General features: G+C 71.2%; 12 protein-coding genes. 9 read left to right on the forward strand and 3 right to left on the reverse strand.

What is annotated here, in order from left to right:
• Positions 1-10: 10 nt before the first annotated feature.
• Entirely contained in the window at positions 11-508 is a 498-nt protein-coding gene (locus KIH74_RS11530; RefSeq protein ID WP_214155857.1) for a Dps family protein, read from the reverse strand.
• A gap of 314 nt (positions 509-822) precedes the next feature.
• Between KIH74_RS11530 and glgX the strand changes: the two genes are divergently transcribed.
• Positions 823-2970, forward strand: coding sequence for a glycogen debranching protein GlgX (gene glgX / locus KIH74_RS11535; RefSeq protein WP_214155858.1), 2148 nt, complete (start codon positions 823-825; stop codon positions 2968-2970).
• 22 nt (positions 2971-2992) lie between these two features.
• Here the strand turns inward: glgX and KIH74_RS11540 are convergent, their stop codons facing one another.
• The gene (locus KIH74_RS11540; protein WP_214155859.1) at positions 2993-4129 is read right to left on the reverse strand and encodes a hypothetical protein; all 1137 of its coding nucleotides are present in this window, start codon (positions 4127-4129) and stop codon (positions 2993-2995) included.
• Positions 4122-5267, reverse strand: a complete 1146-nt coding sequence (locus KIH74_RS11545) for a sensor histidine kinase (protein ID WP_214155860.1) — start codon at positions 5265-5267, stop codon at positions 4122-4124. Before KIH74_RS11545 ends, KIH74_RS11540 begins: the two co-directional genes overlap by 8 nt.
• Before the next feature lie 224 nt (positions 5268-5491).
• On the opposite strand from KIH74_RS11545, the gene KIH74_RS11550 reads away from it, so the two are divergent.
• The 8 genes from KIH74_RS11550 to KIH74_RS11585 all read left to right on the forward strand — a co-directional run bounded on the left by KIH74_RS11550 (position 5492) and on the right by KIH74_RS11585 (position 14610).
• Complete coding sequence (locus KIH74_RS11550) at positions 5492-7486, forward strand: PhoX family protein (protein WP_214155861.1); 1995 nt, start codon at positions 5492-5494, stop codon at positions 7484-7486.
• A 208-nt stretch (positions 7487-7694) separates the two neighbouring features.
• Positions 7695-7874: a hypothetical protein gene (locus KIH74_RS11555; protein ID WP_214155862.1), complete on the forward strand. Its 180-nt coding sequence runs from the start codon at positions 7695-7697 to the stop codon at positions 7872-7874.
• A gap of 202 nt (positions 7875-8076) precedes the next feature.
• On the forward strand, positions 8077-9162 hold the full coding sequence (locus KIH74_RS11560) for a FecCD family ABC transporter permease (protein ID WP_246572175.1): 1086 nt from the start codon (positions 8077-8079) through the stop codon (positions 9160-9162).
• Positions 9159-10208, forward strand: a complete 1050-nt coding sequence (locus KIH74_RS11565; RefSeq protein ID WP_214155863.1) for a FecCD family ABC transporter permease — start codon at positions 9159-9161, stop codon at positions 10206-10208. Before KIH74_RS11560 ends, KIH74_RS11565 begins: the two co-directional genes overlap by 4 nt.
• A 3-nt stretch (positions 10209-10211) precedes the next feature.
• Positions 10212-11030, forward strand: a complete 819-nt coding sequence (locus KIH74_RS11570; RefSeq protein WP_214155864.1) for an ABC transporter ATP-binding protein — start codon at positions 10212-10214, stop codon at positions 11028-11030.
• Positions 11031-11072: 42 nt separating this feature from the next.
• Positions 11073-12095, forward strand: a complete 1023-nt coding sequence (locus tag KIH74_RS11575; RefSeq protein WP_214155865.1) for an iron-siderophore ABC transporter substrate-binding protein — start codon at positions 11073-11075, stop codon at positions 12093-12095.
• Between the two features lie 117 nt (positions 12096-12212).
• Complete coding sequence (locus KIH74_RS11580) at positions 12213-13133, forward strand: hypothetical protein (protein WP_214155866.1); 921 nt, start codon at positions 12213-12215, stop codon at positions 13131-13133.
• The gene (locus KIH74_RS11585) at positions 13126-14610 is read left to right on the forward strand and encodes an outer membrane protein assembly factor BamB family protein (protein WP_214155867.1); all 1485 of its coding nucleotides are present in this window, start codon (positions 13126-13128) and stop codon (positions 14608-14610) included. The genes KIH74_RS11580 and KIH74_RS11585 overlap by 8 nt, the downstream gene beginning before the upstream one ends.
• The last annotated feature ends 37 nt before the right edge of the window (positions 14611-14647 follow it).

Below are 14647 nucleotides of genomic sequence, written 5' to 3' on the forward strand. Positions count from 1 at the left end.
CAGGGGTGGATCAGGCCTTGCGCGGGGTGCGGTTCTCCGACGAGATCATCCAGGCCTGCTTCTCCAGGTCGTGGATGATGCTGTGCAGCAGGTCGGCGGTGGTGGGGTCTTCGTTGTCGGTGTCGTCGTGCACGGCGCGCACGGTGGCCGCGGTCTCGCGCAGCATCAGCGTGATCTTGTCGACGGCCTCGGTGGTGTCCACCTCGTCGGCGCCGAAGTCGGTCAGGCTGGCCTGGGCGCAGACCGTCTTGGGGCCGGCGTCGGGCACCACGTCGAGGGCGCGCATGCGCTCGGCGATGGTGTCGCTGTGCTCGCGGGCCAGGTCGACGATCTCGTCGAGCTGGAGGTGCAGGTCGCGGAAGTTCTTGCCCACGATGTTCCAGTGCGCCTGCTTGCCGTAGAGGTGCAGGGCCACCAGGTCGACCAGGACGCGCTGAAGGTTCGCGCCGAGGATCGGGGAGGCGTGGAAGCCGGTGCTGCCGGTGTTCTGGGAGGCGACGGTGGTCATGGGGAAGCTCCTTCGTCCGGGGTCTTGAGTCCCACCATGACCCCTTCTTTTGAATCTGTCAAAAGAAGTAGGTGAGCCTAACCTACCTTCATCGTTGCAGGTCAGGGCCATGATCAGGTGAGGCTTGGCTTACTGGAGGCTTGCCGGAGGCCTTACTGGAGGCTGACCGGAAGGGTCGCCGGGGGCGCCTCCGGTGGCAGGGCGGCGGCCGGCGTGGTGCAGTTGCTCGCCGTCCCGGCCGGGCCCCGAGGGGCTTCGCCAGGGATGCGGCTCCCGTCCGCCGGATCCGGAGAAATCCGTCAGAAAGAGGCCCCGTGCCCGACTCCGCCCACCTCGCCACCGCCCCGCAGGTCTGGCCCGGAAAGGCCTATCCCCTGGGGGCCACCTACGACGGTTACGGCACGAACTTCGCGTTGTTCAGCGAGGTCGCCGAGCGCGTCGAACTGTGCCTGTTCACCGCCGACGGCACCGAGACCCGGATCGACCTGCCCGAGGTGGACGCCTTCGTCTGGCACGTGTTCGTGCCCGGCGTGGAACCCGGGCAGCGCTACGGCTACCGGGTGCACGGCCCCTACGACCCGGCGAACGGTCACCGGTGCAACCCGAACAAGTTGCTGCTCGACCCGTACTCCAAGGCCATCGACGGCCGGTTCGACTGGGGCCAGAGCCTTTTCAGTTACGAGTTCGGCAATCCGGATATTCGAGACGACCAGGACTCCGCCGCCCGCATGCCCCGCTCGGTGGTGATCAACCCGTTCTTCGACTGGGGCAACGACCGCCCGCCCCAGCACGAGTACGCCGACCTGGTGATCTACGAGACGCACGTGAAGGGCCTGACCCAGACGCATCCCGGCGTGCCGGAGAACCTGCGCGGCACCTACTCGGCCATGGCCCACCCGGTGATCATCGACCACCTGAAGGGCCTGGGCGTCACCGCCGTCGAGCTGATGCCGGTGCACCACTTCGCCAACGACTCCACGCTGATCGACAAGGGCCTGTCGAACTACTGGGGCTACAACACGATCGGGTTCTTCGCGCCCGACCCCAAGTACAGCTCGCTGCCCACCCCGGGCGCCCAGGTGCAGGAGTTCAAGGCGATGGTGCGGGCCCTGCACGAGGCCGGCATCGAGGTGATCCTCGACGTGGTCTACAACCACACCGCCGAGGGCAACCACATGGGCCCGACGTTGTCGATGCGGGGCATCGACAACGCCGCCTACTACCGCCTGGTGGACGACGACCCGCAGTACTACATGGACTACACCGGCACCGGGAACTCCCTGAACGTGCGGCACCCGCACGCCTTGCAGCTGATCATGGACTCGCTGCGCTACTGGGTCACCGAGATGCACGTCGACGGCTTCCGTTTCGACCTGGCCTCCACCCTGGCCCGCGAGTTCTACGACGTCGACCGGCTCTCCAGCTTCTTCGAACTGGTGCAGCAGGACCCGACCGTCAGCCAGGTGAAACTGATCGCCGAACCCTGGGACGTCGGACCGGGCGGCTACCAGGTGGGCAACTTCCCGCCGCAGTGGACCGAGTGGAACGGCAAGTACCGCGACACCGTTCGCGACTTCTGGCGCGGGGAACCGGCCACCCTGGGCGAGTTCGCCGCCCGGATCACCGGTTCCGCCGACCTGTACGAGCACTCGGCCCGCCGGCCCGTCGCCTCGATCAACTTCGTCACCGCCCACGACGGGTTCACCCTGCGGGACCTGGTGTCGTACAACGAGAAGCACAACGAGGCCAACGGCGAGGACAACAACGACGGCGAGAGCCACAACCGCTCCTGGAACTGCGGGGCGGAGGGGCCGACGGACGACGCGGAGGTGAACGCGCTGCGCTCGCGGCAGCAGCGCAACTTCATCGCCACGCTGATCCTCTCGCAGGGCGTGCCGATGCTCGGGCACGGTGACGAGCTGGGCCGCACGCAGAACGGCAACAACAACGGCTTCTGCCAGGACGGCGAGCTGACCTGGGTGAACTGGGACGGCGCCGACGAAGGGCTGCTGGAGTTCACCCGGCAGGCCGCGGCGCTGCGTGGGCAGCACCCGGTGTTCCGCCGCCGCCGGTTCTTCGACGGGCTACCGGTGCGCCGCAAGGGCCGCGAGGGGGTGCCGGACATCAGCTGGTTCAGCCCCGACGGCGCGGAGATGACCGACGAGGACTGGGACAGCGGTTTCGGCAAGGCGGTGGCGATGTTCCTGAACGGGCGCGGCATCAGCGGCACCGACGCGCGCGGCCAGCGGATCACCGACGACTCGTTCGTGCTGCTGTTCAACGCCCACCACGAAGACATCCAGTTCGTGCTGCCCCCGGCCGAGTACGGCCGGCGCTGGCAGGTGGTGCTCGACAGTCAGCCCGCCCTCGACCCGGAACAACAGGTGGACGACGTGGAGGCCGGCGGGAAGCTCGTCGTGGAGGGGCGGTCCCTGGTGGTGCTGACCTGCCCCCAGGGCTGAACGACCAGCTGAACGACACGCCCTAGCGGGGGGTCCAGACCACGTCGAGCCACAGCCGGTCGCCGCTGACCAGCCGGCTGACCTCGACCACGCCCGAACGGGGGCCCGGCACCTCGCGTCTGCCGTCGCTGACGTCGTCCACCATTTGTTCTTGCAGATCGGTGACCACGCTCAGGGTGACCTGATCGGCGCGGCCCACGACGGTGACCCGGGCACTCGTGCGGGTGCTCGCGAGCACGGCGATGACCGGCTCGGTCAGGGCCCGCCGGGCGGGCAGCGGCACCGCGGGCAGGCTTCCACGCATGGACGCCTGCACCGCGGTGCCCTGCCGCTCGGCCACGTCGATGCAGGCGTAGATCTCGTGCTCCAGCGGATCGGCCACGTCGTCGCTCTCGGCGAACAGCCGCCGCATACGGGCGGCCTCGACCGAGCAGGCCCGCCGCACCTGCGGGTCGGCCGGGTCGTGCCGGCCGTCGGCGATGCCCTCCAGCAGCGGCGCCGTGGTGGCGGCCAGGTCGGTGTAGCGGGTCTGCCGGTCGCTGTGCAGCTGCTCGGCCACCCGCTCGGACAGCCGCAGCCGTTCCTCCTCGGCGGCGGTCTGCCGGGCCACCGCCCCGGACTGCTGGAGGGCGACCGCGGCCACCGCCACAGCGCCCTGCCAGCTGGCCACCAGCAGGCTGGTCACGCCCATCTCGACCAGCGTGGACCGGTCGCCCTGCCCGGCCACCAGCACCTGCCCCAGGCTGATCAGCTGCTGGAGGCCGAGCGCCCCGAAGAACCAGCCCAGCGGCAGGTCCATCAGCAGCAGCACGGCGAACCAGCCGAAGATCTTCCACGACCAGTGCGGGGCCACGATCAGCTGCTCGGGCTCCACCGCGGCGGTCGCGACGACCGTGCTGACCAGGGCGACCGCCACCATCGGCCAGCGCCAGCGACCCCACGGCCGGTCCACCACGACCATGGCGGCAGCCGTCAGCAGCACCACCACCAGCACGGCCAGGGCGGCATATTCGACCTGCGGCGAGCTGTAGGCATCGGGCGTGATCAGGGCGGTGGGCATGAACCACAGGCACAGCACCGCCGTGGTCACGCCGAGCGTGGCGATGCGCAGGCCGCGCAGGAACTCGTCGGCGATGACCGCACGGGCCGGATCAGACATCGGCCCACTCCAGACGCACCGTGGTGCCCTGCCCGGGGATCGAGCTGACCGAGGCGTCGCCGCCGGCCCGGCCCATCCGGGCGGTGATCGACTCGGCGATGCCGCGCCGCGTCGGCGGCACCCGTTCGGGTACGAAACCGACTCCGTCGTCGTGGATCTCGACCACCAGACGGCTTCCCTCCTGCTGCACCGACAAGGTCGCCTCCTGCACCCCGGCGTGCCGGGCCACGTTGGTCAGCGCCTCACGCACGCTGTCGCGGATCGCCATGGCCGGCCCGGCGGGCAGCAGGAGCGAGCCCAGCGGCGGCTGCCGCACCGTCACCTGCCCGGCGGCGGTGGTCTCGGCGAGCATGACGGCCAGGTCCACCACCGGTTCCGGCCGCACGGCGCGGATACCCGGGTCGAGCACCGCCAGGTCGCGCCGGGCCTGCTGCTGGAGCCAGCCGTGCCGGCTCTCCACCGTGCCCAGCCCCACCATCAGCAGGGTGGCCGCTGCGGTGTCGTGCAGGGTGGCCAGGTACTCGCGCTCGTCGGACCGCCGGGCCCGGCTGACCTCGGCCGCCGCCCGTTCCCGGTCACCGGCGGCCAGGTACTCGTCGGCGCGGCGCCCACCCCGGCGCAACATCACGAACAGGCCCCGGGACAGCACGCCGTCGGCCAGCACCCACAAGGCCGGGGCCGGCCAGCCCCCGCCGTCCCCACCGATCGAGGTCTCGATGCCCACCCAGTAGGCCGCCACGAACAGCACCGCGGCGAGCGCCCCGACCTTCGGCGGGGTGTGCCACTGATAGGTCACCACGGTCATCGCGACCAGGGCGTTCATCCAGCCGGTGCCGTCCGGCACGCCGACCGGCGGGATGGTCCAGTGCTGGCTGAGCAGGACGGCGCAGGTGATCGCGATGTCGGCGGTGAGCCAGCCGGCGCCCACCCGGTCGCCGCCCTTCAGGCGCAGCATGCGACCGCAGAACAGCAGGGTCCAGGCGATCAGCACGGCGGTGACCAGCGACGCGGCCAGCAGCCGGGTGCCGGACAGCAGGAACAGCCCGAGACAGCCGCAGCCCACGGCCACGACCATCCGGCTGGCGGCAGCCCAGGCCAGGCTGATGCGCAGCATCGAGCGTTCGATGGGATGTGGCACGACCGACGATGCTACGGCAGCGGTGTCCGTTTCGGGTCGGGTGCCCGGGCGGCCTCCGGGCTGCCGCTGGTCACGGTGCCGGATTAGCTGAGTGAACACTGACGAAATTGTCCGTTCACCGACTGTACGCACCACAACGGGTGTTGTCCGCCGGCGGCTTCCGTACGTTCCGAGGGAGCCCACGGTTGACCAGCACCCGTGGACACACGTACGGGAGAATCCAGATGAGAAACCTGCCGATGCTCGGGCTGACGCACGGCACCCGCAGCGCTGTCACCTGTCATCTGAAATGTGACGACGCGTGCTCCCGCCCGGCGCCGAACTCCAGCTGCGAGCCCACTTTCCAGAGCATCGCCTCGTCGGCGCTGAGCCGCCGGGCGATGCTGGCCGGCAGCGGTGTGGTGGCCGCCGCCGCGGCCCTGCCGCTGGTGCGTGCCCAGGAGGCCGAGGCGGCCTCGCTGAAGCCGGGGCTGTCGTTCAGCCCGATCACCTCGGTCGCGGCCGACCAGGACGCCTTCACGGTGCCGAAGGGCTTCCGCTGGGACCCGATCATCCGCTGGGGCGACCCGCTGTTCCGCAACTCCCCGGCGTTCGACCCGTCGAAGCCGAGCGCGAAGGCCCAGGCCCTCCAGTTCGGTTACAACAACGACTATCTCGACATCATCGAGACGAACGGCCGTGGTACGGAAGCGCTCCTGGTGTGCAACCACGAGTACACCAACCGGGCGATCATGTTCCCGCCGACCGAGACCGCCGAGGCCGAGGCCGAGGTGCTGCGCACGCTGAAGGCCGCGCACGGTTTCGCCGTGGTCGAGCTGGAGCGCCGCCGGCGCGGCGACGTCTGGTCGTACGTGCAGGGCGCCCCGCTGAACCGCCGGATCACCGCCGACACCCCGTTCCGGTTCACCGGCCCGGCCGCCGGTTCCGACCTGCTGAAGACGCAGGACGACGAGCACGGCGCCCTGGCGCTGGGCACGTTCGGCAACTGCTCCGGCGGCACGACCCCCTGGGGCACGGTGCTTTCCGGCGAGGAGAACTTCAACGGCTACTTCAAGGCCGACCCGGCCGCCCGGGGCAGCAAGCGCTACGGCCTGACCAACGCGGCCAGCACCTACGGCTGGGAGAAGATCGACCCGCGGTTCGACGCCACCGCCGCCGGTTACGCCAACGAACCGCACCGGTTCGGCTGGATCGTCGAGATCGACCCGACCGACCCGAGGTCCACGCCGGTCAAGCACACCGCCATGGGCCGGATGAAGCACGAGGGCGCGAACATCCGCGTCGACGGCGACGGCACCGTGGTGGCGTACATGGGGGACGACGAGAAGTTCGACTACCTGTACAAGTTCGTCGCGAAGAACAAGTTCCGCAAGGGCGACTCGAAGGCCGCGCGCAAGCACAACAAGCAGCTGCTCGACGAGGGCGACCTTTACGTGGCCAAGTTCACCGGTGAGGCCCAGGACGACAACGCGAATCTTGGCTCCGGCCAGTGGATCCCGCTGACGAAGAACGGTGCTTCGGTGGTGGACGGCTTCACCCTGGAAGAGGTGCTGGTGTTCACCCGGGAGGCCGCCGACGCGGTCAAGGCCACCCCGATGGACCGCTGCGAGGACGTCCAGCCCGACCCGAAAACCGGCAAACTGTACGTGGTCTGCACCAACAACGACGCCCGGGGCACCACCGGCAAGCCGGCCACCGACGCCGCCAACCCGCGCGCCGTGAACAAGAACGGCCACATCATCGAGATCACCGAGCGCAGGGGCAGGGCCGACGCCACGAAGTTCACCTGGGACCTGTTCATGGTCTGCGGTGACGAGGGCCAGGCCGGCACCTACTTCGGCGGCTGGGACGGGCCGGTGGCGCCGATCTCCTGCCCCGACAACATCGCCTTCGACTCGGCCGGCAACCTGTGGATCGCCACCGACGGCCAGCCCAGCTCGATCGACAGGAACGACGCCCTGTTCCGGGTTCCGTTGCACGGCAGGGAACGTGGGCACCTGGTGCAGTTCCTCGCGGTGCCGGTGGAGGCCGAGACCTGCGGTCCGGTGGTGCACGACCAGGACGGCTCGGTGTTCGTGGCGGTGCAGCACCCGGGTGAGGACGGCAGCTGGGCCACCCAGAACTCCTACTTCCCGGACTACGTCAAGGCCGGCGCCAAGCCGGGCAAGGGCGACTGGCGGGGGCCGCGCCCGGCCGTGGTGCAGGTCACCCGCAAGTAGGTCACCGATCCCGGCGGCACGGTTGCCGTGGCGGTGAATCGGGAGTTGCCGCACCTGATGCGTCTGGTGTTCGGCAATGTGGGGACGACGAGGGTCGACAACGCGCTGGTGTTCCACCGGCCCCAACCGCTGGCGGCGTTCGCCGTGGCCTGCCGACGTCCTCGGCGGGTGGAGTGGCAGTGGCCGGGGATTGCGGCATCCTGTCGGGATGTCTCAGCCAGAGCCGGAACTGGACCCCGAGGTCTACCCGCCGATCGACCCGAAGGAACCGGTGCCCGACGATCCGGGCGAGCTGCTGCCCGACACGCCCGACACCCTGCCCCCGGCTCCGGCCGAACCAGGCCCGGGCGATCCGGAGGACCCGGACGGCGTGCCCGATCCCGCCTGACTCCCGACCCCGCCCGGGCAGACCTGGCTCAGCTCGACGTGCCTGGTCGTCGCCCGGTCCTCGCCTGATCTCACCCTGTTCCGAGGGACCCGGGGGCACTGTCCGACGGTGCCGCCCGGGCCCCGGCTCCAGGTTCCCCGGCCAGGGTGTTAGGGTCCCCTTACTTTCTTCGCCGCAGCGGCGACGGGTGACCTGACAGGAGATGAGAGCGGTGACGCCCGCGATCGACGCGCCGCCGGGCGGGACCCCCGCGACCGGCCCGCGCAACCGTGAGCGTCCCACCGGAGTCCGTCCCGCCGCCGGGCTGGCCACCTTCGCCGGGCTGCTGGTGCTGCTGGCCCTCTCGGTCCTGCTCAGCCTGCTGATCGGCTCGGGCCACGTCGCTTTCGGTGACGTGTGGCGGGGCGTGTTCCACCCGGACCGGTCCGTCGAGGGCCAGCTGATCATGCAGGAGGTGCGCCTGCCGCGCACCGTCGCCGGGCTGCTGGCCGGCGCCGCGCTGGGCCTGGCCGGCGCCGTCATCCAGGGTGTCACCCGCAACCCGCTGGCCGACCCGGGCCTGCTCGGCATCAACGCCGGGGCGTCCACCGCCGTCGTGCTGGCGATCAGCTGGCTCGGCATCACCGCGGCCGACGGCTACATCTGGTTCGGTTTCGTCGGGGCCGCGGTGGCCGCCACCCTGGTCTACGGCGTCGGTTCGCTCGGCCGCGAGGGTGCCACCCCGGTCAAGCTGGCCCTGGCCGGTCAGGCCACCAGCGCCGCCCTGCTCGCCCTGACCACGGCGATGCTGCTGAAAGACACCAAGACCTATGACCGCTACCGGTTCTGGCAGGTCGGCTCGCTGACCGGCCGGGAGCCCGAGGTGCTCTGGCAGGCCGCGCCGTTCGTCGGCGTCGGGGTGCTGCTCGCCCTGACCCTGGGCCCGCAGCTGAACGCGCTGGCCCTGGGCGACGACCTGGCCCGCGGCCTGGGGCAGAAGGTCGGAACGGTCCGGCTGCTGAGCGCCGCCACGGTGGTGCTGCTGACCGGCGCCGCCACCGTCGTGGCCGGGCCGATCGCGTTCGTCGGGCTGGTGGTGCCGCACGCCGTGCGCACGGTCACCGGCGCCGACTACCGCTGGACGCTGCCGCTGAGCATGCTGCTGGCTCCCTCGCTGCTGCTGGTCTCCGACGTGGTCGGCCGGCTGATCGCCCGGCCCGGCGAACTCCAGGTGGGCATCCTCACCGCCGCGATCGGCGCGGTGCCGTTCGTGCTGCTGGTGCGGCGCCGGAAGATGGCCGAGCTGTGAGCATCGCCGAGGTCGCGCCCGGCGACACCGCCGCCGTGCAGCACGCCCGTCGCAGCGGGTGGGGCCGCGAGGTCGTCGTCACCCTGGTTCTGCTGTTCGGCATCCTGGCCACCGTGGCGCTCGGGCTGTCGTTCGGCGACTTCCGCATCCCGCTCGCCGACGTGATCGCCACGCTGTCCGGCCGGGGCGACACCGCGAACCACTTCATCATCATCGAGCTGCGGCTGCCGCGGGTGGTGACCGGCCTGTGCGTCGGGCTCGCGCTCGGCCTGGCCGGGGCCATCTTCCAGGCGCTGCTGCGTAATCCGCTGGCCAGCCCGGACATGATCGGCGTGACCCAGGGCGCCGGCGTCGGGGCGGTCGTGGCCTCGATCAGCTTCGGGCTCAGCGGTTTCGCGCTCTCCGCCAGCGCGCTGGGCGGCGCCGTGGTCACCTCCAGCCTGATCTACGCCCTGGCCTGGCAGCGCGGGGTGGCCGGCTACCGGCTGATCCTGGTCGGCATCGGCGTGGCCTTCGGCCTGGCCTCGCTGATCTCCTACGTGATGACCAGCGCCGACGTCACCCAGGCGCAGGAGGCGCTGGTCTGGCTCACCGGATCGCTGAACGGCTCGTCGCTGGAGGCCTTCTGGCCGCTGCTGATCTGCCTGGTGGTGCTGGTGCCGCTGACCGTGCTGGCGGCTCTGCCGCTGCCCGCGCTGCAACTGGGCGACGACACCGCGGCCGGGCTCGGCGTGCCGGTCGAGCGCAGCCGCCGGCTGCTGCTGGCCTGCGCCGTCGGGCTGACCGGCGTGGCGGTGGCCGCGGCCGGGCCGGTCTCGTTCGTCGCCTTCGTGGCCGGGCCGGTGGCCCGTCGCCTGCTGCCCGCCAAGGGCGCCGCGCTGCTCCAGGCGTCGCTGGTCGGGGCGCTGATCGTGCTGGTGGCGGACTTCGTGGCGCAGCACCTGCTCTGGGCCCAGATGCCGGTCGGGGTGGTCACCAGCCTGATCGGCGCCCCGTTCCTGCTGTACCTGCTGGCGCGGGCCAACCGGATCGGCAAGGGTGGATAGAACATGACGGCCGAACACACGCTCACCGCGCGGGATCTCGATCTCGGGTACGACGGGCGGCCGGTGGTGGAGGGGCTGAACCTGGCCGTGCCGCCGGGCCGGGTGACGATGATCGTGGGCCCCAACGCCTGCGGAAAGTCCACCACGCTGCGCGCGATGGCCCGGCTGCTGGCCCCCGCCTCCGGCGCGATCCTGCTGGACGGCAAGGACATCCAGAAGACACCGACCAGGGACGTCGCGAGCGTGCTCGGCATCCTGCCGCAGACCCCGGTCGCCCCCGACGGCATCGTCGTCAGCGACCTGGTCGGCCGCGGCCGCTACCCGCACCAGGGCTGGTTGCGGCGCTGGACGCGGGAGGACGACGAGGCGGTGGCCGAGGCGATGCGCGCCACCGACGTGCTGGAACTGGCCGGGCGGCCGGTGGATTCGCTGTCCGGAGGGCAGCGCCAGCGGGTCTGGATCGCGATGGCACTGGCCCAGCGCACCGACCTGCTGCTGCTCGACGAGCCCACCACCTACCTCGACGTGGCGCACCAGCTCGAGGTTCTCGACCTGCTGATCGACCTGAACGACCGGCGTGGCACCACCGTGGTGGTGGTGCTGCACGACCTGAATCTGGCCTGCCGGTACGCGGATCACCTGGTGGCGATGCGCGCGGGCCGGGTGATGGCCGAGGGCGCGCCGGCCGAGGTGGTCACCGCCGACCTGATCGGCGAGATCTTCGGGATGCGGTGTTCCGTTGTGCCGGACCCGATCTCGGGCACCCCGATGATCGTGCCGATCGGGCGGCACCGCTCCGGTGGCAGCCCGGCCGTTGCCTGACCGAAACCTGTTGTGAGGTTAGGCAATGCTAAGCTAACTCACATGAGTTCCCTCCTGCCCCGGCGGCGTTCGTTCCGCTCCGTCACTGTCGCCGTCGCCGTGGCGGCCCTGGCCACCCTCACCGCCTGCGGCGGCTCCAGCTCGGGCGGCGACGCCGCGTCCTCCGACTCGGAAAGCAGCTCCAGCAGCGCCTTCCCGGCCACCGTCAGCACCAAGTTCGGTGACGTGACGATCGACGCCAAGCCCGAGCGCGTGGTCGCCCTGGGCTGGTCCGACGCCGAGGTGGCGCTCGCGCTGGGCGTGCAGCCGGTCGGGGCGAGCGACTGGCTGGGCTTCGGCGGCGAGGGCGTGGGCCCGTGGGCCGAGGGGAAATACACCACCGCTCCCGAGATCATCGGCACGCTGGAGCCGGAGTACGAGAAGATCGCGGCGCTCAAGCCCGACCTGATCCTCGACACCAAGTCGAGCGGTGACCAGGAGCGCTACGACACGCTCAGCAAGATCGCCCCGACCGTCGGCATCCCCGAGGGCGCCGATGCGTACCTCACCTCCTGGGAAGACCAGACCACGCTGATCGCAACGGCTCTGGGCGAGAAGGAGCAGGGCGAGGAGCTCGTCTCCTCGATCACCGCCGAGTTCAAGAAGTACGCCGACGCCAACCCCGACTTCGCCGGCAAGACCATCACGGTCGGCTCGAAGACCAGTGAGGGCTACGGCGCCTACGTCGAGGGTGCGGGCCGCGTCGACTTCGCCGAGTCGCTCGGCTTCAAGAACAACCCCACCATCCAGGCCGAGGCCAAGGAGGGTGAGTTCTCGGTGAGCGTCTCCAAGGAGAACATGAAGATGCTCGACGCCGACCTGGTGGTCATGATGCCGATCTACATCGACGCCACCGAGATCAGTGACGACGACCTGTTCAAGGCCGTTCCCGCGGTCAAGGCCGGGCACGACGTGGTGATCGACGACAAGAACATCAGCAGCGCGTTCTCCGCCGAGTCGCCGCTGTCGATCCCCTACGCGCTGGAGAAGGTCGTCCCGCTGTTCCAGGACGCCCTCGCCCAGTAATCCACGTCCGCCGAGCCCTGGTTCCGCCGATCCTCGCGATCGGTGGGCCGGGGCTCTTCGTCGTGAAAATGGCGATAAACAGTGACGCCTTCGCGCGAGCGCGCGATGATGGGAGTCATGTCTACGGGGGACGACGGGGCGGCGCGGCACTTCCCGCCGGACGAGGGTGGCGCGTCCGAGGCCGAGCGGCCGCCACCGCGACCGGAACCACCATCGGCAGGTCATCCGGCTCCGGCGGACCCGGCGGACCCGGCGGACCCGGCGGACCCGGCCCCTCCGGCCCCTCCGGCCCCGGCCGGGTTCCGGCTGCGGGCGCCCTCGAACGCGGTGGTGGCCTGGGCCTCGCTGGTGGCCACCGGGGCGGCGCTGGTGGCGCTCTTCCCGGTGTTCTTCCCGGCCGAGTCGGCCGTGCCCGAGCGGGTGGCCGGGCTGGAGGCGGTGAAGGTCGGTCTGGAGCAGGTGCGCCCGGTGCCGGCGGTCGGGCAGCTCGGGGAGGAGATCGAGCAGACCTCGGTGGACGCCCTCGACCTGGACATCCGGGTGCGCAACACCGGGCAGGCCTCGGCGTCGCTGACCGATCTGGGGGTGCGGGTGCTCGACGTGACCGAGTTCGGCACCTGCGAGCCGATCGGCGGGTTCCAGAAGATCACCGCCACCTATGCGCTGAACCTCCCGGAGACGGCCCGGGCCGGTGACGAGATCACCGTGCCGGTCGCCCAGACCGTCGGGCCGGGCGGCACCGACCGCTTCGCCCTGACCCTGGGCTCGGAGCTGGCGGCCGCGGCCTACTCGCTGGAGGTGTTCGTGCGGGAGGGTGAGCAGCGCACCAGCCTGGGCACGGTGGGCGTGGTGCTGCCGCCGGGCACCGGCGACATGTTCGAGGCCGTCGACCCGAAGTCGACCACCCTCGACCGCGCGTGCGTGGCCGAGACCCGGTCCGCCCTGAAACGGGTCTCCGGCAGCGCGCGTTCGCTGAGCTCCGCGCTGGAGACCGCTCTGGCCGGGGTGGCGGCTTTGGACACCGGTCGCCGTGCCTGAGCCGGCGGAGGGCCCGGAGCGGGCGGAGGGTCTGGAGCGGGCGGAGGGTCTGGAGCGGGCGGAGGGTCTGGAGCCGGCAGACGGCCCCGTACCGGCAGACGGCCCCGGACCGGCAGACGGCCCCGGACCGGCAGACGGCCCCGGACCGGTCGTCCGGCGTCGGTCGGTGCTGTTCGTGGCGAGCGGTCTGGCCACCGGTGCCCTGGCCGCCGCCGTGGCGCGGAAGTCCCTGTCCGGCAGCGCGGAACCGGCCGCCACCCGGATCCCCGAGCCGGCCCTCACCGTGCCCACCACCCGCTCGGTGCCGGCCACCACCACGGTCGCCTCGCTGCCCGGTTTCACCGCCGACGTCACGGCCGGCGAGGGCCCGGCCAACGGCCCGGTGCTGTTCGACGGTGTGCTGCTGGCCAGTTCACGCGACACGCTCTACGCGATCGACCTGACTCAGGAGCGGATCGCCTGGTCGTACGCCTCCGGTGGCGGCATCCAGTGCCGGCCCACGGTGGCTGGGCAGTCCGTGTACCAGCCCTGCACCTCGGGCGATGTCGAGGTGGAAACCGGTAGCCTGCAAGCGCTCTCGGCCGACGGCACGCCGCGCTGGTCGTTCCCCACCCTGGGCTGGGCGAAGACGCCGGTGGTGACGCGGGACGGCGTGGTGTTCGCCGGGTCGCACGGCGAGGTGGGGGCACAGGACACCTCGGTGGGACGGGTCTACGCGGTGGCGGACGGGCACGCGCGGTGGGAGGCACGGATCGTCGGGCAGGTCTGGCAGACCGTGCTCGGCCCGGAGCTGCTCTACGTGCGGGCGATGCACGGCCTGCACGAGGGAAAGGTGTACCCCGGCACGGTCACCGCCCTGGACCCGGCCGACGGGCGCGAGGTCTGGCGGCGCGACTACGCCGGGGCCGTCCACTTCATCGCGGTGATCGACTCCGGCGTGGTGGTTCTCACCGACACGACGCTGGAGGTGCTGGCCCACGACGACGGCGCGCCGCGCTGGGGCGACGACCAGCACGTGGTGTGCGTGTATCCCGCGGTGTTCGGCGACCGGCTGCTGATGCCCACCCGCAAGGCCCTGCGGTGTCTGGAAGGTGCTACGGGGCAACAGGTCTGGGCCCAGAAGTGGGACGACGAGCTGCCGGCCGACTTCGCCTGGATGACGGTGGCCGTGGGTGACTCGATCGTGGTGACGCACGACCAGTTCCACGGTATGCAGGCGTTCTCGCTGGCCGACGGGCGGCGGCTGTGGCGCAGCACCGACTTCTCGCTGAACCAGCTCACGCTGGACTGGGCCTTCGACGGCGACGAGACCCTGGTGGTCTGCCTCCCCTCGCCCGAGCGGGTGCAGAGCCTCGACCCGGTCACCGGAGAGCGGCTGACCAGCCAGGCCGCCTCCCCCGGATCAGGGGTGGCGGCGCTGGCCGGACTGGTCGTGGTGCGGTCGCCGGTGTTTCTCACGGTGCTGCGGCCGGAGTGACGAGGAGCCCGGCGCGGGCTCCTCGTCGTCCATGATT

Origin of the sequence: Kineosporia corallincola, assembly GCF_018499875.1 — a bacterium.
Classification (GTDB): Bacteria; Actinomycetota; Actinomycetes; order Actinomycetales; family Kineosporiaceae; genus Kineosporia; species Kineosporia corallincola.